Annotated in this window: 12 protein-coding genes; 8 read left to right on the top strand and 4 right to left on the bottom strand. The window is 52.8% G+C overall.

Annotated features, from left to right (window positions below; genetic code table 11):
• Positions 1 to 97: 97 nt before the first annotated feature.
• Positions 98 to 4,756: a choice-of-anchor L domain-containing protein gene (locus AC286M_RS03935; RefSeq protein ID WP_488203143.1), complete on the bottom strand. Its 4,659-nt coding sequence runs from the start codon at positions 4,754 to 4,756 to the stop codon at positions 98 to 100.
• Entirely contained in the window at positions 4,687 to 8,028 is a 3,342-nt protein-coding gene (locus AC286M_RS03930) for a hypothetical protein (protein WP_488203142.1), read from the bottom strand. The genes AC286M_RS03935 and AC286M_RS03930 overlap by 70 nt, the downstream gene beginning before the upstream one ends.
• 71 nt (positions 8,029 to 8,099) lie before the next feature.
• On the opposite strand from AC286M_RS03930, the gene AC286M_RS03925 reads away from it, so the two are divergent.
• Positions 8,100 to 8,276 (top strand): hypothetical protein, encoded by a 177-nt coding sequence (locus AC286M_RS03925; protein ID WP_488203141.1) that lies wholly within the window; start codon positions 8,100 to 8,102, stop codon positions 8,274 to 8,276.
• Positions 8,277 to 8,338: 62 nt separating this feature from the next.
• On the opposite strand, the gene AC286M_RS03920 is transcribed toward AC286M_RS03925, so the two are convergent.
• Positions 8,339 to 8,962, bottom strand: a complete 624-nt coding sequence (locus tag AC286M_RS03920) for a hypothetical protein (protein ID WP_488203140.1) — start codon at positions 8,960 to 8,962, stop codon at positions 8,339 to 8,341.
• A gap of 717 nt (positions 8,963 to 9,679) precedes the next feature.
• On the opposite strand from AC286M_RS03920, the gene AC286M_RS03915 reads away from it, so the two are divergent.
• The 7 genes from AC286M_RS03915 to AC286M_RS03885 all read left to right on the top strand — a co-directional run bounded on the left by AC286M_RS03915 (position 9,680) and on the right by AC286M_RS03885 (position 18,829).
• Positions 9,680 to 10,585, top strand: coding sequence for a hypothetical protein (locus AC286M_RS03915; RefSeq protein ID WP_488203139.1), 906 nt, complete (start codon positions 9,680 to 9,682; stop codon positions 10,583 to 10,585).
• Positions 10,586 to 10,626: 41 nt separating this feature from the next.
• On the top strand, positions 10,627 to 11,592 hold the full coding sequence (locus AC286M_RS03910; RefSeq protein ID WP_488203138.1) for a DUF1822 family protein: 966 nt from the start codon (positions 10,627 to 10,629) through the stop codon (positions 11,590 to 11,592).
• A gap of 220 nt (positions 11,593 to 11,812) precedes the next feature.
• Positions 11,813 to 14,206, top strand: coding sequence for a CHASE2 domain-containing protein (locus tag AC286M_RS03905; RefSeq protein WP_488203137.1), 2,394 nt, complete (start codon positions 11,813 to 11,815; stop codon positions 14,204 to 14,206).
• Positions 14,206 to 14,331 (top strand): hypothetical protein, encoded by a 126-nt coding sequence (locus tag AC286M_RS03900; RefSeq protein WP_488203136.1) that lies wholly within the window; start codon positions 14,206 to 14,208, stop codon positions 14,329 to 14,331. Before AC286M_RS03905 ends, AC286M_RS03900 begins: the two co-directional genes overlap by 1 nt.
• 24 nt (positions 14,332 to 14,355) lie before the next feature.
• Positions 14,356 to 15,771, top strand: coding sequence for an IS4 family transposase (locus AC286M_RS03895; protein WP_488203605.1), 1,416 nt, complete (start codon positions 14,356 to 14,358; stop codon positions 15,769 to 15,771).
• An 8-nt stretch (positions 15,772 to 15,779) separates the two neighbouring features.
• Positions 15,780 to 16,433, top strand: coding sequence for a DUF928 domain-containing protein (locus AC286M_RS03890; protein WP_488203135.1), 654 nt, complete (start codon positions 15,780 to 15,782; stop codon positions 16,431 to 16,433).
• A 38-nt stretch (positions 16,434 to 16,471) separates the two neighbouring features.
• Positions 16,472 to 18,829 (top strand): two-partner secretion domain-containing protein, encoded by a 2,358-nt coding sequence (locus tag AC286M_RS03885; protein WP_488203134.1) that lies wholly within the window; start codon positions 16,472 to 16,474, stop codon positions 18,827 to 18,829.
• A gap of 33 nt (positions 18,830 to 18,862) precedes the next feature.
• On the opposite strand, the gene tnpA is transcribed toward AC286M_RS03885, so the two are convergent.
• Entirely contained in the window at positions 18,863 to 19,306 is a 444-nt protein-coding gene (gene tnpA / locus AC286M_RS03880) for an IS200/IS605 family transposase (protein ID WP_488202591.1), read from the bottom strand.
• Positions 19,307 to 19,353 lie beyond the last annotated feature (47 nt).

Here is a 19,353-nt window from a genome sequence, read left to right as displayed (position 1 = left end):
TCTTTACCTGATCAACTGCTTGTTCCTGACTTGAGCAAATTTTGGTTGGTCTTGACTCATTTGTCTGCCGTCTGCCATCCCTCATGAATAATGCAGGCTAGAAGTGATAACTACTTGACAGATTAGTCAAACCTCCCAGATCCATCGCAGAAGACGACGCTATAGACGAATGATGACTAACATCCACGATTGAGCGATATTCTCCTGGGAACAAAGTCGAATTGCTCGATATTAGCGGCTCAGAAGCCCCTAGATTCAACATAGTTGACCCTTTGAGTAAATTAGCTTCCCCGTTTTGGAAGAGACTCTTCGAAAGAGATATGATTGGGGGATTAGAGTATGAGGAAGATGTGGCAGTCTCCGAAGCAGATGCCAAAGTCGCCAGAGACGGTGCGCCCACCAGAGGATCAGCGAGTCGTCCGCCCAAAATTGGATCCTTAATCCCGATAAAAGGCTTGTCATTGTCAATGATGAACTGCTCTATGGTGAGGCTATCCACGTCGCTGTAGCTCGGGTCAGCGCTGTGGATGGTGGCACTGATCAGGCCAGAGTGAGCCCCTTCCACTAGCTTGTCATCGTAGGCCGTAAATTTAATTTGCCGATTCGACAGAGCATCTTCCAGCGTAAAGAAGACGGCCAGCGGTTTGCCTGCGCCATTACCCAGGTCGATTTGTTGATCAGGGTCAAGCGTAACTTTCACCTTGTCGGTAGGAACAGTATTGAGCTTCAGATTAAGGATGGAGCTGTTCCCTTCCGGCAGGACGCTTTCAGTGCCAAAGAAGGTAATGCTGCCCTGCGGCGTTTCATCTGTGCCAAAGGAGCCCGCCTGCAAAAAGATAGCGGTATCTTTAAAGCCATCACCGACATCTTTCACCTCAATTTCGAGATGATTGATTGCATTGGGCTGAACCGGGCCAGCAAAGGTCAGCACCTGAGTATAACCATCCAAAGGTGTCTCGCTGCTCGCAGGCCCTTCACCGACGGGGTTATGGACAAAGTCAGGATGGTAATTGCCAAAGGGATTGGTTACCAGGTTGTTAATATTAGCCTCGGCACCATCGCTCAAGCGAGCCAGATTCATGCCGTTGAGCTTGATGCTAAAAGCATCATTGAACGAGCTGCCGCCATATTCTACAAATTCTTCAGAAGCAAACACAAAGCGGAAGAAAACCTGTTCGGTGCTACCATCGGCTTCAAAGTCAAACGAGAAACGGCTGGTATCACCATCGGCACCGGGTAAACCAAAGTCGGTGCTGAGTTCCGTTTGACCGTTAATCCGCTGAGCAGAAGCGGTAATCTGACCATTTAGAGACTCACCATTATTGGCAGCCTCACCGACATACAGATAGAGCGGCCCATCCGGATTGATGGTTTCCGTCAAGTTGAAGCCAACGGAACCGCCATCGCCAAGGCTGACAAAGCCCGTATCACCGTCGAAATCAAACTCACTCAGAGTCGCGATCGCATTATTCACCTGGCCATGCAATGAGCCAAACATGTCTGACGTTTCGGGGAAGCTCGCTCCGGTCGAAGGTCGCTGGGTTCCAGGCTTAAAGAACGTGCTCAAGGGACTGAAGTCGAACAGGTCAATGCCAGGAATGTCATCAATGGAGGTCGCATCGTCAATCAGCACGTTACTAATCTTGATCCCAACTAGATCAAAGCCGCTCCGTTCACCACCTGCACCGCCGATACCCAAACCGCTATCTGCAATGGTGAGTGACTGGATTTGCTTGAGGCTGGACAGATCAGCTCGGAAGATGGCTGTTGATGCGGCTGGGGGATTCGGATCAATTGGGTTAGCCACAATGTCATCAATGCTCAGACCCGAGTTGTTACCGGAGCCGGAAATTACATTGCCCACTAGCAAGTTATTGCTGAAGCCTAAATCCGGTTCAGTGCCGAGCTTAACGAAGTCGAGGGGAATGTTGGCATTGCCGACAAAGCCGCCATCCACCTGGTTCTCGCCCACCAGATCAATGACTTTCCCAGTACTGAGCACAATGCCGTTGCCCAGACCAAATGGATCATACTGGAAGGTGCCAAAGGCACGGGCATCGCCGGAAGTTTGAGCATTCAGAATGGTCAGCCCAGTTGTGTCACCCAGGAAAGAGTTGAGCAGGACATAGGGATTGTTTTGCTGGGTAATACTAAAGGCGCTATCGTCTTGCACCAGTCCGGCTTGCTGAGCTTGAGCAGCAGGCACATTGAGTGAATTAGCGTTGCTTGCTGCTTCAGCTTCAGTAGCCGCTGTCAGCAACACTGGGGTCTGGGATGGCGCAACTTGGCTACCGTGAGGAGATTGAACAGAGCTGATGTCTTGGCTAGGAGCAGCTAAACCTTGCTCTAGTGATGGAGCGGAACTGCTGCTGCTTGCAGCCTCCCGCGCAGCCTGAATTGCAGGCAGGAGTAACGCTGCTTGCGTATCTGGTTCGGCTGTCAGCTTCATGTTAGCGGCCTGGATTTGCTGTACCGCTGGTAGCAGCAGAGACATGTTCTCTTCACTAGCCTGATCATCGAAATACTGGAACGCACCGTCGTTCAGGTCTAGGCCCGTCACGCCCTGAACGGTGCCAATCAATTCTGGAATGAAGCCATTGCGGAGAATACGAGTTGAGCCGTTTGATTCCTGTAGCGTATAGTCACTTGCAGCTCCATGCAGGAAAATCACGTCTCCCTCTTGCAGGGTGAAATCGGTGATAACGGCCTGATTCTGGCTACCGCCTGAAAAGAGCTGGCCATCATCGTAGTATGAAAATAAACCATCCCCTAACCAGAACTGATCCGCTCCTTGACCGCCCGTCATCGTGTCGATTTCAGGATCAGCAGGGAAAGGAGACTGCCCAAAGTTAATCCCAATCAGGATGTCGTTGCCAGCACCGCCGTTAAGTGTATCGTTCTGGGCACCGCCAATCAGGATGTCGTTGCCATTTCCTCCTTCCAGTGCATCATTTCCGTTACCGCCGAGCAGCCAGTCGTCGCCATCATCGCCAAAGAGCTGATCTTGACCACCTTCGTCATCATCTTCATTCAGGTCATCAATGATGACGTCATTACCGCTACCGCCATGCAGTTCATCATTGCCGCTGCCACCCAGAATACTGTCATCACCCGCACCACCCCAGATATGATCGTGGCCACTTCGACCCACCAGCGAATCATTGCCATCGTGACCGCGCAGCTCGTCAGCTCCAATCAGTCCCACAATAGCGTCGCTGTGCTGTGTGCCATCGAGATGAACCCGCTCAAAGTTGACAAATTCCACTTCGTCTAGAAGAGTCGTGCCATCGGCAGCATTGCGGGAATAGCGGCTGGTTTCAAAGGGATCACCACCAACTTCGCTGACGATTCCGCCACCGATATCGCCCTCAGAATAGTCCACAATCAGCAGGTCATCGCCATAAATAACGTGTTCACCACTGCTGAAGCCATCGATGCCACCATCGGCATAATCCAGTCCCAATCCGGTATTGACCATATCATCGCCTGCCCCGGTGCGGAAGTCATTATTGACCCGGCCTAGCTGAGTGAGCTGGTCGTCACCAGAGCCAGTTTGAATATCCTGGAATCGCTCAAACTGATGAATAACAGAGCCGTCACCGAGCGTGAAGAACTGCTCAGGGTTCTCTTGGTCAGGATTCAGACTGGTCAGAACGATATCTTGGGCGCGATCGCGGAAATTGCCAGAGAATGTATCAATACCGGCACCACCGCCAACCCAGAAAATTTGGGGTTCGTCATTGGCAGGGTTGTAGAAGACTTCACCGAAGGCGTTATTCAGGTTGGTAATCGTATCGTTGCCGTCGTCGCCGTAGAGGAAATTGCGGCCTTGGCCACCCAAGATAGTGTCATTCCCCGCTCCGCCGTTAATGTAGTCGTCACCACCGCCACCGCGAATGGTGTCATTCAGGTAAGACCCTACAATCTGGAGCCGCTCGATGTCGTCAAACTCCACATTGCCAATGAATTCACCGGAATCGCTGGAGCCAGATACATAGTCATAGCCCCCTTGCAGACTAGAACCGGAGGAGCTGTAGTCCAGGATGAGGCGATCGCCCATCGCATCGGTTTCACCGCCACCATGCACAAAATCAAAGCCAGGGCCAATACTGCTTAAACCAGGATTGATGTCGTTGTTGACTCCGTTGCCGCGCAGCGTGTCTGCCCAATTAGAGCCTTTGAGATTTTCCACGCTGGCAAACGTGTCGCCTTGGGCATGACCACCGAGGCCAAAGTTGAACGCTAGATTCACGGTTACGCCCGCATTGGAGTCGCTGTAGTCCGCCCAGTCTAGGCCGCCGCCACCGTTATGATGGTCGGCTCCGGCCCCACCGATCAGCTGATCATTGCCTTCACCACCATTGAGCATATCGTTGCCAGCTAAGCCACTGAGCGTATTGCGGCCACCGTCACCCGTCAGACTATCGCTGTGCAGTGAGCCCGTGAGGTTTTCGATAGAGTTGCGATCGCTAATATTGCCTTCATAATCTGTAGCCATTGCTAAGCGATCGCCTTGAGCATGACCACCCTGACCGACAACGCTAAAGTCTGAGCCTTCCGACTCGGCGACCAGGGAAACCGTCACACCCGTAGGCGAGTCAATGTACTCGGCTGTATCGTTACCGGAATCGCCGTAGAGGGTATCGGCATTGCCACGGCCTTCCAGGGTATCATCACCGCCTGCTCCTACCAGGATATTTTCTGCACTGTTGCCGCGCAGGATATCATCCTGATACGTGCCCTGCACATGCTCCATATTGTTGAGCACATCACATCGGCGTCGCTGCCCCCACCGCTGAAAACGTCCCCCGTTTCCAGGTCAATTTGAACGCCAGCCTTCGATTCTAGATAGCTGGTGGCATCTTCTCCGCCACCGCCATCAATGATGTCGGCTCCAGCACCGCCAATCAAGAAGTCATCGCCAGCACCGCCATTAATCACATCATCGCCTGCCAAACCATCGACAATGTTGCCGCTATTGCTGCCGATAAAGGTATCGTCGTGGTTGGACAGCTCAAACTGCTCAATGCTGATCAGGGTGTCTTGGGTGCCGTCACCGTCAATCACCACATCATTGGGTAAATCAATTTGCACACCGCTGGTCGCTTCCGAATAGCTGACGCCATCGGTACCCTCGCCTCCATCCAGAAGGTCGTTACCCGCTCCTCCTTCCAAAAAGTCGTCACCGTCACCACCATAGAGTTCATCATCGCCTGCGCCACCCGAGAGATAATCAGAATCGGTGCCACCTTCCAGCAGGTCATTATTTTGACCGCCCAGCAGTTGATCATCTCCGGCACCACCAATTAGGTGGGCTGCGGAACGCACACCAACCAGTTCAATAATGTCGTTGCCATCGCCTGCATCAGCAAAGATACTGCTGACGTTTTCGTACGTCCAGCTTGCACCGTAGGCCTCTACCGCAATGGTTTCGTCACCGGCCACGCCTGAAATATGGGTCACGGTGACGACCTCATCGGCTTCGATGCCTTCTACGTCAATATCCGTCAGGTTCGCCGCATCCTCACCGACGCTGAGGGTAGCGGTACCATCATCGCCCACAGTCGCCTGCTGATGGTCTTCTGTAGAACCGGAGCAGCCTGCTCGGAAATCGAGCAGCGTTTCGCGGACAAGCTCGATGCGCTTGCGAATGCTGAATGCGCCAAACCCAATCTGGAGTTTCGCGGCTACAACGGCATCCAATTTACCCAGCGCTTCTAACAAGCAGGCCGGCACCTCAAAGTCTTCGATCCGCACTTTGCCTTCATCATCACCATTCAAATTGAGGAAAAGCTGGGCCACCAGTCCGGCATCAACACCACCGCTAATCAGCCCCAAATCGATCTCGACACCCGCACTGACGCCTGTCCCCAAGCCGAAGGTAAAGAGCTCATTCGGATCGATAGGAGCAGGCGGCGTGCCCGGATTGAGCGGAGTACCCACAAAGAAGCCTTGAGCAATCAAAGCAGGATCGGTAAAGCCACCTTCTGCAAATTGGGCAATACCGTAGGTATCAAAGCCAAAGCTCAGATTGGCTGCCGCTCCCAGTGCTCCACCTACAGTCAGGTTAATCGGGCCGAAAATGGGAATCTGCGTTTCGTACTGTACGCCAAACCCAATGGTAGGTAGCTCTAGACGGAAGATGTCAGCGTTTTGCCCCAGGAACAGACCGACCAAATTCTCCGGCTGAGTTAGCAGGGGAAATTCGAACCGCACATTGTCATTAATAATGGTGCTAAATTCGCTGGTGGATTCATTGATGCCACTCAGTTGCTCAAGAGGAGTAAGGCCGCCGCCGAGCGACTGCAAGTCACCATCTACAACGTTGAAGTCACCCAGGGTAATCGTGCTGCCCTCAACCGACAGACTGCCAATCAAATCAATGATTTGGGCAATGTAGCCGACATAATCAATAAATTCAATTGTTTCGGGGCTAAAGTCGCCTAGTCCTGCCTCTGCTAAGGCTTTGGCTACATCAATAATGCGCTTGTCAAGGATGGGGATTTCGGTTTGTAGCAGCTCGACCAGGGGCATCACGGGTTCTAAGGCCGTGGTAATGCCTTCGAAAATGGGGCCAACAAAACCGCCAAAGAAGGAACCGACATCCAGGCTAACCCCGTTCATGGCAATGGTCGGTGCCGCAGTTTGGAAACCATTCAGATCGGCATCTAGAAATTGCCAATCCAGCACCAGATTCGTGCCAATACTGGGCAGAGCCGAGATTGTGGTACCGGAAGAGACATTGGTATTGAAGGTTGCGCTACCGTTAATACTGGCTTCCAAAGTATTGGCGAGGTTGGCGAATTCTGCCAGGGAGAGGTCAGTGCCCGCATCGGCAGAGTCTTGCAGATCAACGGTAATGCCGCTGCTCAGATTGCTGCCGTTGTCTTCTACATCTACCTGTAGAAATCCAAGCGTACCCGTGGCTTCTAGGTCCGGAATGGTGGCAGTGAGGTTAATACCAAGCTCATCCTCCACCGCTGTATCCACATAGAACCCTTCGCTGTTCAAGCCCAGCAACAGATGCAAATCCAGATCCACATCCAGTTGGGCATTCCCATTGACATCCAAACTTAATCCCGTATCACCCAGCGACAAATCAAACTGATCGCTGCCGAGTTCAACTAGGTCACGGCTCAGGGTAATGTCAAACTGCAAATTATCAGCCGTTTCATTTACCGTCAGGGCATCCAAAATACCCAGTCCTCCTGGCCCCAACGCCTGATTCAGGGCATCTTCCAGAGCTTGAGTCGTCAATTCGGGCAGGCTAGCCAGTTGATCTGCGATCGCAGTTCGCATGTCTGCCACAAAAGTCTGAGCGTTTCCTCCAACCGTTTCTAGGGCAGAACCAATCAGCGGTAGCTCTTGTCCGGCAATCACTTGAGCGATTGTGTCTTCCAACGTCGTGAGGAAATCATCCAAACCAGCCTGAAACTGGTCAAGATTGTCGCCAGCATAGGGCACCATCGCTTCTGCTTCGATGGTCTGTCCGTTGAGATGTAAGGTGAGACTGTCATTTTCTGACTGGAGAGCGGTTAGCCAAGCGTCACTGAGCTGAATGTCCTGCACCTGCGCGGCAAACACAGCTCCCTCATCGCCCGGAGAATCCGTCAGATTAACCTGAGCGTCCACAAAGTGGCCAATTTCTTCTAGGAACACCTGCGCCAGTGCCTCTGAAGATGGCTGGGCGCTTTCAATCAGTGTTGAAGAAAGGTAGATTGTTTGGGTGCTGCTGGAGAACGCTCCCTGCGCGCCCTGAAGCTGATCGGAGGACAAGATTTGAATAGTCGGCAGTTGAGAGAAATCGCCCTGCTGCCAAGCCTGATGGAGTGACTGCAAGGCAGCGCTATCTGTCACATCGCCTTGATCAAAGCTAGCTAGCAAATCTGCAAACGAATGCGTTTGTGCCCAGTTTTGCAGTGTATCCAGGGCGCGGGACAACCCAGCGTTGAGGTTGCTCTGCATCAAATGATCAAGGCTACCAATTTCGCTGACTAGGGGAATCGCAATGGTGGACGTCGGGGACATGACAGGCTCCTAAGTTTGAGAAAACGAATCAAAAAACACTAGAGAATTGCGGCATAGCGTTCTCTTTGACCGTGACTCATGGGGTTTCGGAGCGTTTTATGCAAATTGTTGATTTTGAGCAAATTTGTTTTTTAGTGCCAATATGTAAAACGACAAAAAATGCGATCGCACCAATAAAAGGTTGCGATCGCACTATTAGTTCATTCACCAAATCGAAAGCTGTGGTTGCAAATGCTGCAACTATATAAGTCAGATTACTAATCGAACAAGTTGCTTAAAGAACAAGTACGATAAGCAATCTGAATTCTCCCTAAAATGGAGGTTCAATCCGATTAACGCGCAGCACAATTTGCGGGTAGAAAACGCCGCCGAGCTGCTCACCATCCGCACAGGTTGCCTCTAGCAACAGCCGATCTGATCGCGTTGCTGGAGATTCATTACCAACTAAATCAAAGTTGGCATAAATCGGCACAGGCATCCCGTTTGCAATTGGCTGACTCGCCCAGGAAATGGCGATATTTTTAATCGTCTCGACGCGAAACGACTGCATCATAAACGAGCCGCTGACCACAGTTTGCTTGGCTTCTAAATCCTGGGTTCGCACTTCACCTTCTGGATCTGTTACCCGAAACAAGGTCAGCCGATCCCGGCAGCTCGCCTGACCGAGCCACCGCAGCGTTACCGCTTGACGAATTTCGTTGTCTGTCGTGCGAACTTCCCAACTCCAATCTGGAGACCATTCTGAAGCTGCGATCGCGGATGGCACTGGATCGCCATTGCTATCCAAAGCTCGTAACGTAACTGCAACAAAGCCAAATGGGGCTTCAGATGGCGCATTGCGGAGTCGCAGTTGCTTGAGAAACGCATAGTCCGGGGAATTGGTGCCAAAGGTCTCATCAAACACGAGGTTTTGATTGAGGGTTTGGGTATTCATGAAGTTCAATCTCCTTAACAGTGAGCTTTTGTAGAGAAACAAATGGTCGGGAAACCAAGTTGATATGTGCTTAAATGTTGCTCTCTGTCCTTCACTCATGAGAAAAAAGGAGAATTATGCAAATCTGCATTTTTTGTCTTAAGGAGTGCAGATTTGATAAATTGGCAAACTGTAGGGGCGGGTTTAGTAGACCAATCTTTACCTTGCCATAGAGTTAACGGCAAAACCCGCCCCTAACCAATATCGAACTTATTTTTCACGATCCTAAGTTCAGCCGTCTCAATCAATCAGCGATTTCATTGTGAGTGAGCTAACGATGGACTTGCCACAGAAACATACATTTTGTCTATGACACCTGTGGGTAATTTGCATAAAATCTAGAAAATGAAACGAGTCATGGTCAAACTCAGATTCTGTTCTAGTTGAAAACCAAAATTCAGGTTTTCGGCAGAGTGCAATCCTAATCCGTCAGTATTACTTAATGTATGATGTGCCCGGATTCGGGTCGATCAGCATTGTAGACTCTGAAAACGGCATTCCCTGGGCTTTTTCCGGTGAGTGTCAGGCTGAGTTCGTCTTTTCACGTCTGGCACCTTGCACATTGAGAACCCGAAGCGATTATTTTGCCGCCATCGCGACGGCAAAATAACCCTTCTGAGTTGGTGCAAGATGTGAGTCTTTCACGGACGGATTCAGTACAACCTCAGGTTTGCGCGTATGGAATCAGAACTGGAGCAATATCTGCATCAAGCCCAACACGCGACTGACGAAAGCAGTCGCGCTCAAGCGCTGTCGGAAATCGTAGCCGTGCTGATGAGATCGCAAAAATTGGGCCGTCCTCCCAAGGACGATCCCAATCATGAGATCTATCAGGCTCTGCGCGATCAGATACGTGAACAGCTATTGATTGCCGCATCAGTCGGGATTAGTCGCTATCAGCGCGATCGCGATGCCGTTCAGGACTGGAGCGCTGCTGTCCAGGCAGAAGCGCTGCGGGCTGCTCTCAGCGATGATCAGCTCAAGCAGTTGGCTTTAGAGGCTCAGCGACATGCCGCCCGCAGTCCGCTGCGGCAACATGCTCTAACCCAGTTAATCGAGGCGATTCGGCGATCGGGGCGATTGGCTCATCCGCACCGCAGCAAATTCTCACCTCCTTTTTATGACTTGCTCTATGAGGAGGCACTCAACCAAACTCTGACCTATGTTTGTCGTAAAATCGACACCTATGATCCAGAGCGCGGTACAGCGCAAAAATTTATGAACTGGGTCAATTTCCGCCTCGATCGCCAGATTATTGAGTGTCGCCGTGACTTCAATGAGCAAGATGCGCAGGAGTTGCCCTCGCTGAATGACTTGGATGCGATCGCAGCGCCTCCACCCGAATCATCTTCCCTGGCCGATGAGGTGCGCCAGCATATTGCTACCGATCCAAACGGAGTGTTCCAGTCCACCCATATTCGCAATCGACCCGACGCTAGCTTTCAAGTCATTGCCCTTGCTCGATTTGCAGGCCAAAGCTGGGACGACATTGCCACAGATCTCGACATCAAGATCCCCACTCTGAGTAGCTTTTTTCAGCGATGCTGCGATAAGTTTGCCCCCCAATTTCAGCGCTTGCTCTAGCCCACTGCCTTTTTCCATGTCGTACACCTGAGACGAGTACCATGAGCGACATCCGCGACTTATCTACCGTTACTATTCCATTAGCGTTGACAGCTCATAGTCAGGCTAAGAGATTTCAGCAGCGCCATTCCATGCCCGCTGTGCAAAAGCGCGTTTATCTCAATACCCTGGCCGTTTATGCGGTGGCAACTTATCTGGATACGCTGGGCTACGATGTTGACCTGGAGCGCAGCTACAGCCATGATCCAGCCCAACAAACAATGCTGGACGTTGCCGATTTGCTGGTCACGCAGGTGGGGCGACTCGAATGTCGAATCGTGTTGCCCGCTGAAACTGCGATCGCAATTCCGGCTAATGTAATCTGCGATCGCATTGGCTATATCGGTGTTCAACTTGACGCATCCCTACGACAGGCAACGCTGCTGGGATTTATCGATACCTTACCCGCGCTTACAGGTGATACTCTCTCCGTCCCGCTATCAGAGCTGCGCCCCTTGGCAGACTTGGGTGCTTATCTGGAGCAGTGCGCTGCGGAACCCATACCCGTTTATTTAAGTCGCTGGTTGCAGGACATAACAACAGCGGGTTGGCAAGTTCTATCCGATGCCTTGACTGAACTAGCTGTGCCGTCACCGTCGTTTGCCTTTCGCGGCTCATCTCAATCAGCGGAAACGGAACCCCAGCCTGTACCGGAAATTGGCCAGGTTAAGCCGCTGCGGCTGGGCGAGGGATCGGCAGCCACGACGGTCAATCTGTTGGTGGGACTGATTCCCCAGGATCAGGACAATATTGAGATTTGGGTGCAGATTCGTTCGGCAGGTGACCAGCCTCATCTGCCCAGTGCGTTACAGCTCAGGGTGCTGGATGAGTCAAATACAGTCGTGATGCAGGCCGAAGCCCGCCAGACAGAGGCGATTCAACTGAAGTTTGAGGCCGAACCGGGTGAGCGATTCAGTGTTCAGGTCAGCTGGCGCGATCGCACCCTGACCGAAGTGTTTCAGGTGTAAAAGGATGTTTGAAAAGTTGCTGACTGTGATGTTGAGCATGTGTAGATCCCCCCTAGCCCCCCTTAGTAAGGGGGGAATTGGCTCAAAGTCCCCCTTATTAAGGGGGATTTAGGGGGATCTCAACGGCCTTGATACACAACCGATATTTGGATTCTTTCTCGCCGGAGTCAGTATCACTGGATAATCTTTCCCCTTCAAGTTGTAACCCTAAGCAGCCCCCATGCGTCACCAGCTCGTTACCCTGACTCTCGATGGCGACCTTGCTAGCCAAGGTTTCCGGGTCACGATGGAAATTGGAGCTGACGGACAGCGCCCCGATGCCGTGATGACGGGTGCTCTGCCTGCCGATCCCGATTTGCAAGAGCAGCTCAATGTGTGGCAACAGGTTTATCGTCAGCTCGACGTACCCAACCGAATTCGGCCCAAAGAAATCGTTTATATCGGCTCAATTCAGCAGGTCAAAGCTTGTGAGCGTGTGGCTCAGACACTGCGGCAGCAATTTAACCGCTGGCTAAGTGCAGAGACCTTTCGTGCCATTGATCGCCTGCTGCGAGAAGAACTGCATCCCGACGACAGCATCCGGTTGGTAATCCGCACCGCCAATCCCGCTTTGCACCAGCTTCCCTGGCACCTCTGGGAATTTCTAGACCGCTATACGCAAGCCGAAGTGATCCTGAGTGCGCCCCGCTTCAAGCGGCCATCTGCGATCGCACCTGTGGCCTCTCATCAGGTCAATATCCTAGCGATTTTGGGTCATAGTGCGGGGATTGATATTAGTTGCGATCGCGCTTTGCTTTCTTCGTTACCAAATGCCAACGTGACCTTCCTGGTAGAACCGCAGCGGCAGGAGATTACCGATCAGCTCTGGGAACGCCCCTGGGATATTCTGTTCTTTGCCGGACACAGCGGTAGTGTTAGTGCTAATGACAATGTTCGTAGCAGTTCTGAGGTGACTGGACGGATTTTTCTCAATCCTCAGGAAAGTCTAACCCTGGAAGAGCTGAAGTACGGCTTACGGCGGGCCATTGCCCGTGGTTTGAAACTGGCCATATTTAACTCCTGCGACGGACTGGGGCTAGCGCACGACCTAGAGCAGCTAAATCTGCCCCAGATCATCGTCATGCGGCAGCCCGTACCGGATCGGATTGCTCAGCTCTTTCTCACCTATCTTCTGCCTGCCTATGCGGCGGGTCAGTCCTTACCTCTCGCGTTGCGTCAGGCACGGGAGCGGCTGCAAGGAATGGAAAGCGAGTTTCCCTGCGCCAGTTGGTTGCCTGTGCTGTATCAAACGGCACCTGATGCCCCGCCCACTTGGGCAGAGCTGCAACGAGCTGAAGCAACGCCAGCAATGCCCACCGCTGAACCGTTGTTGCCTCAACCTCAATGGCGACTGGCGCTGTTCACTAGCCTAGCGGTATCAGCCTTAATCCTGGTGATCCGCAGCATGGGCGGTTTCCAGGCTTGGGAACTGCGGACATATGATCGGCTGCTGCAACAACGATTGCCCCAGGTTACTCCCCAACGAATTCTGGTGATCGAAGCGACGGAAGATGATGTGAATCGCTATGGCTATCCCCTGCCCGATGAGGTGCTGGCGGCGGCGATTAATCGGCTAGAGCCGTACAGTCCCAGCGTGATTGGATTGGATATTTTTCGCGATCGCATCGATCCAAACAGCTCTCTACAAACTCAGTTGGCTGAGCAAGACAATCTAGTCGGTTTGTGTAGCGTCCAAATTGCGCGGAAAGATGCCCAAAGCGGTATTGCTCCACCGCTCCAACTGCCCAGCGATCGGCTTGGCTTTAGCAACGTCTTGGAGGATCACGATGGGATTATGCGCCGCCAGTTGCTGTTTATGGAGCCGGAGACGGACGACCCCTGTGCCACCAGCTTTTCCCTCAGTGCGCTGCTGGCCATCCAACACCTCTATACGACTGCGAATATCAAACCGGAAAACCTGCCCAATGACCGCCTACAGCTCGGCAAAGCTCAGCTTATGCCTTTGGCAGCCAACTCTGGGCCGTATCACAGCTTAGATCACTGGGGCTTTCAGGTTCTGCTGAATTATGCCGACCCGGATCGGTTTATGCAGCGGGTCACGCTGTCCGATGTCCTGAGCGACGATTTCTCGTTGCAAGACCCAACGGGTAACCCGAGCAACAGCTTGAAGCATTATGTGGTGCTGATTGGCATGTCAGCACCCGTTTCCAATCCCACCGATTACTTCACAACGCCCGCAGGCGCTCAGGCATGGCCGCGTGAGCGCATTCCCGGCGTCATCCTACAGGCTCAAATGATTAATCAACTGCTCGCAGCCGCGTTGGAGGGTCGAGCGCCGATCAGCACCTGGCCAGAATGGGCTGAAACGCTGTGGATGGTGGGCTGGGCTGGCATCGGCGGTTTAATCGGCTGGCGATGCCAGCGCCTTAGCTTCACAGCCTTAGCTTCCGGACTAGCTGTGCTAGGGCTATACGGATTGGCGTGGGGGGTGCTGAATTTAGGCTTATGGGTGCCACTCGTCCCAGCAGCGATTGGTCTGATCAGCACCAGCGGCGGCACGCTGATCGCTGCCCGCCTGCTGACTCAAACGGACGTTCGTAGGAGGTTACGTTGATGAAACGGATTAATAAAGGCTTGTATCGGATGGTTTGCGGAGGTGTGAGTGCGATCGCAGTTGGCCTCTTTAGTTTCTTAGCGGCAGCAAATGCGGTTCCCTATAATCGAATGGCACTGACATAAGAGAGCAAAAAAGGCTTCAAGCGCCTGATTTGTCAGAATCAAACCGTTGAAGCCCATAACCTTGCCTCTATGATGCCGAATCGTGCGGACGTTCTCAAGGCCAACTATCAGAGCAGCATCGGTCTACCCTTTGCTGAGATGCTGCCGGAAGCAGAGATTGAAACTGTGCTGAGCGAGCAGGGAATCCGATATCGACAAGTCCTCTACACTCCCATGGTCGTCCTGTGGAGTTGGCTCTCCCAAGTGCTGGATGCCGACAGCAGTCTCAGCCATGCAGTCAAGCGAGTGGTGACCTGGATGAGCGTGTCGGGATTGGAGGTGCCCTCAGCCGATACCGGGGGCTATAGTAAAGCACGAAAACGCCTTCCCGAGTCGATATTTCCGCCCCTGTTCGAGCGGGTGGTGAGGGCGTTGCAGCGCCAAGTCTCCCCAGAGCAACGCTGGTGTGGCCGTCCGGTTAAAGCCTTTGATGCGACGACGGTCTTGATGAGTGACACGCAGGCCAACCAAGCCGAGTATCCTCAACACAGCAATCAGAAAGAGGGCTGCGGCTTTCCGATTCTCAAACTCCAAGTGTGGTTTTGTGTCACCACGGGAGCGGTTATGGCCGTGGCGATGGCTCCGTTGCGGGTGAGTGAATGGCGTCTAGCCCGCCAACTCTATCAGAAACTGCGCCCCGAGGATGTGGTGGTGGCCGATTCAGCCTATGGCACCTATGTAGATTTGGCCTGGGTCGCCCGGATGGGAGCCGATGCTGTCTTTCGCAAGCATCATCAGCGCCGCTGCGATTTCAGACGGGGCAAAAAACTGGGCATTGGCGATCACATCGTCCGCTGGCAGCGCCCGAAGCAATGCCCTCAAGCCCTCAAGCCGCAGGAGTTCGAGGCTCTGGCGGCATCCATTGAGGTGCGGGAAGTGTATCTCTTCATTCAGGTTCCTGGGTTTCGCCCGACCAACTTTGTGGTGGTAACGACGCTACTCGATCCCAACCGCTATCCCAAAGCTAAACTTGCCGAACTCTATCAGCTCCGCTGGCAGGCCGCCGAAGTTAATCTCCGGCATCTCAAAACCACCTTAGCCATGGAGATGATTGCTGCCAAAACACCCACCATGGTGAGCAAAAGTATTTGGGTGCATCTGTTGGCCTACAATCTGCTTCGCACCCTGATGTGGGAGGCGACAGCCGACGGCGAGGTCGGGGTGTTGCGAGTCTCTCTACAAGGTGCTCGGCAACAGTTCAATCACTTCCGGCCTGAGTTGCTGCATCTAGCTCCATCCGAACGACGGCGAGGCTACCAGGCCTTGTTAAACGTGGTGCGAGAGTTGGTGATTCCGTTTCGACCCAACCGTTCAGAACCCCGAGTTGTAAAGCGCCGTCCCAAACCGTTCCCAAGAATGCAGGAACCTCGCTCCGTCTTGAAAGCCAGGTTGCTAGCTTGATACAGCTTATGTCAGTGCCATTCCCCTATAATCCACCCAATCGCGGTGCCCCCGGTCGCAGTAGCACGGTGCGCGATGCGGGCAGTCGTGGCTGCGGCATTGTCGTTTTGGAACCCACCCAAACCCACTGGGGCGAAACGCTACAGCCGCATCCCACGTTCTGGGTATATGTGTCTGAACCGAATCGCACCCTTCATCTGACGCTCACACAGGCCAGCACTGATCAGGTGCTGTATCAAGCTACCTATGCTGATATTGCCCAGGTCGGCATCAGCCGTCTGCCTGCTCCCGTGGACATTCCAGAACTAACTGTGGGTGAACCCTATCGTTGGACAGTGTCGGTTGATTGTCCCAGTGAAGACGAGGCTGATCCCTGGACAAGCGGCATAGTAGTGCGGCGATCGCCTTCTCCAGAATTTACTGAACAACTAGCCAAAGCCTCTCCCCAAGAGCGGATCGACCTGTTAGCTAACAACGGTTTGTGGTACGACACCCTCACCGAGTTGGGCGACCTACGACTGAGTAATCCCTCATCCGAAGTGCTGCTGGAAGCTTGGGCCAGCTTACTCGAACATGATTTCGTTCAGCTCGATGACTTGGTGAACCAGCCGCTAACCGACTGCTGTCAGGTCACTGAAACTGAGCCAACACCTGTCGAATAACACCAATTGCCCTCTAGTTTAGATTGGAGTATTAGGTCATGGTCATTCCCTCCTTGCCCCCCCATGTCCTCATCATCCCCCCTAGCCTGCCTCCGACGCAGCAACCTGTTACGGCTGCCCAGGCTGAAACGACCAAAACTGGTGATCTATCAAGTGCGATCGCAGTTCAGCCTGTCTCCTCACCGGAATCGATACAGCCAGAGTTTTCGGGCACCAGGCGTAACCACTCAGTCCAAATTTCGCCAGATCGGCTTGTTGCTCAAGCCATTGTTCCCAGCAGCGATGGCACAGGGACAGTGGTGACTCCCACTGGCAACCGCCTTGACATCACTGAGGGGCAGCGTTCCATTGACGGCACTAACCTGTTTCACAGCTTCCAGGAATTTGGCCTCAGTGCCGACCAGATTGCTAACTTCATCGCTGCTCCCGAAATTCAGAATATTCTGGGCACCGTCAACGGGGGAAATGCCTCCATCATTAACGGTCTACTCCAGGTCAGCGGCGGCAACGCCAACCTTTATCTGATCAATCCAGCGGGTATTATCTTTGGCCCGGACGCTACGCTCAATCTCAATGGCGCTTTCACGGCAACGACGGCTAATCAGATCGGCTTTGGCGATACCTGGTTGGATGTCATGAACCCAGCCGGATATCAGGCGCTGACTGGAACACCGAATCAGTTTGCCTTTACCAGTGAGCTACCGGGAACGATTCTGAATCTGGGTAATTTGACGGTCGATACAGGCAAAGACCTAACGCTGATGGGCGGGGAAGTGGTGAGTCTGGGCAATCTCACTGCTCCCGAGGGCACCATTACGCTGCTCGCCGTACCGGGAGAAAATCGGGTGCGCCTCAGCCAAGGAAATATGCTCCTCAGCCTGGAAATTACACCGTCCGTAATCCCCAACAGTCAGCAGCCGTTCGATCCCCTATCGCTACCGGAGCTGCTAACGGGCGGTAGTTCTCTCACTGACAACAATCTGACTCTGGTTCAAGACCCGGATGGCACGATTCGACTTGCTTCCGCCTCGGCAACGGCTCCCATTGAACTAGGCAGCGTCATCGCATCGGGAACCCTTTCCACTGAAAGCGATCGCGGCGGACAAATCTATTTATTAGGACAGCAGGTTTCGCTGCTGAATACTGAAGCGAATGCCTCAGGAACCTTTGGTGGCGGCAGCGTGCGAATCGGCGGTGATGTCCAAGGAGGAAATAGTTTACCCCGTGCAAATACAACGCAGATTGATACCGCTTCTGTTGTCTCAGCCAATGCCACGACGCGCTCTGGAAATGGCGGCAGTATCGTTGTTTGGGCCGATACGACCGCCACTGTGGATGGTTCGTTAACTGCACGCGGCGGCGATCTATCCGGTAATGGTGGATTAATTGAAACGTCTGCTGGTGTTCGGCTCAATCTATCTCGCACACCCGATGCTAGCGCCCCTAATGGAGTTGGCGGCACCTGGCTGATCGATCCGACGGATATTACCATTGTTTCTGGTGGAGGTGGGCCGATTAATTCAACTGTGATTGAGGTCGCGAACATTAACAGTGCGCTCAATAGTGGCACCAACGTTTTAATTGTCACCAACAGCAGCGGCACTGAAGCCGGAAACATTACCCAGCAAGCCGGAGCCACGATTCAAAAAGCCTCTGGGCCTGCTGCAACGCTCTCATTAGAAGCCATCAACGACATTACTTTAAATGACAATATTGAGTTTGTCGCTGGCGGATCGCTCACGGTGAATTTAACAGCAGACTCTGATGGTAATGGAAGCGGTTTAGTTAACGCGAGTCCAGGTACACGACTGGAAACGGGAGGAGGAAACGTCAGCATTTCCGGTGCAGATGTTCAAATTGGCCATATCGACACGACGTTTAATTCTGTAGCAGGCGGCCAAGTCACGATCAATTCAGATAGCAATGTTGCGTTCGAATCTATTGATGCCAGCAGTAATGCTAGCGTTGCCCCGGCAGGCAGTGTTACGGTTATTGCCAACGGGACGGTGAGCGGAACAGGTTCAGTCGCCTCTGCACCCAACACCACAATCCGCGCAGTAGACAATCTTGGTGGCGGCACGGTTACGATTCAACATGATGGCGGACAGAACAACGTGCCGTTGGTGGTTGGGAGCACTAGCCCCAACGGTACTGCAGGTGCGATCGCAGCCGACAGTGTCCTCGCTAGCGGCAGCTTTCCAGTCTTAGCCACTGGCGGCAGCGTAAATCCCACGCCTAATATCACCATCACCTCAGTTAATACCCCACCTACGCTGTCCGTTACTGAACCACTACCCTCTACCAGAGTTGACCAACCCGTATCTTTTACACTAGGCAACCTGAATCCAGAAACCACAGATCTCAACAGCGATAACACGACATTCATTGTGAAATGAAATACCCCGCCGCAAGCGGACGGGGTATCAGAATCAAAAAAGAGCAAGTTGATTATCCCGATGCAATTTGAGGTAATCTTTGCCTTGGGCTTGAACATATTTGGCGATCATTCCTTCATCCCCGTGGCGGCCTACTGTACTCGCAAAATATCCATCACTCCAAAACTCGCCTCCCCAAAGTTTCTGCTTCACTTGAGGGCATCGTTTGAAGACTTCTCGTGCAGTTAAACTTTTCAGCATCGTTACCAGTTTGGTCACACTATAGGTCGGCACGGACTGCACTAGAAAATGGACATGGTCTTTGTCCACTCCAATTTCGACAAACTTCACCTCGTAGCGTTTCTCGATTTCGAGGCAGACCTCTCGCAGAACCGCATCTACTTGCTCATCAAACACAACCCGTCGATACTTTGCTGGAAACACTAAGTGGTATAGCAAAACTGTTACGTTATGACTCTTGTGGATGTACTCACTCATTCTTAGATCTTACGCCGCAGAGCGGCGGGGAATGGACCCCAAGAGAT

Source organism: Thainema salinarum CENA647, from assembly GCF_057732415.1.
This window is presented reverse-complemented; position numbering and strand designations above follow the sequence as displayed.

Excerpts from the sequence above, each read along its gene's own strand:
- AC286M_RS03935 (WP_488203143.1), bottom strand. The coding sequence starts at position 4,756 with ATGGAGCATGTGCAGGGCACGTATCAGGATGATATCCTGCGCGGCAAC.
- AC286M_RS03930 (WP_488203142.1), bottom strand. The coding sequence starts at position 8,028 with ATGTCCCCGACGTCCACCATTGCGATTCCCCTAGTCAGCGAAATTGGT.
- AC286M_RS03920 (WP_488203140.1), bottom strand. The coding sequence starts at position 8,962 with ATGAATACCCAAACCCTCAATCAAAACCTCGTGTTTGATGAGACCTTT.
- AC286M_RS03915 (WP_488203139.1), top strand. The coding sequence starts at position 9,680 with ATGGAATCAGAACTGGAGCAATATCTGCATCAAGCCCAACACGCGACT.
- AC286M_RS03910 (WP_488203138.1), top strand. The coding sequence starts at position 10,627 with ATGAGCGACATCCGCGACTTATCTACCGTTACTATTCCATTAGCGTTG.
- AC286M_RS03905 (WP_488203137.1), top strand. The coding sequence starts at position 11,813 with ATGCGTCACCAGCTCGTTACCCTGACTCTCGATGGCGACCTTGCTAGC.
- AC286M_RS03900 (WP_488203136.1), top strand. The coding sequence starts at position 14,206 with ATGAAACGGATTAATAAAGGCTTGTATCGGATGGTTTGCGGAGGTGTG.
- AC286M_RS03890 (WP_488203135.1), top strand. The coding sequence starts at position 15,780 with ATGTCAGTGCCATTCCCCTATAATCCACCCAATCGCGGTGCCCCCGGT.
- AC286M_RS03885 (WP_488203134.1), top strand. The coding sequence starts at position 16,472 with ATGGTCATTCCCTCCTTGCCCCCCCATGTCCTCATCATCCCCCCTAGC.
- tnpA (WP_488202591.1), bottom strand. The coding sequence starts at position 19,306 with ATGAGTGAGTACATCCACAAGAGTCATAACGTAACAGTTTTGCTATAC.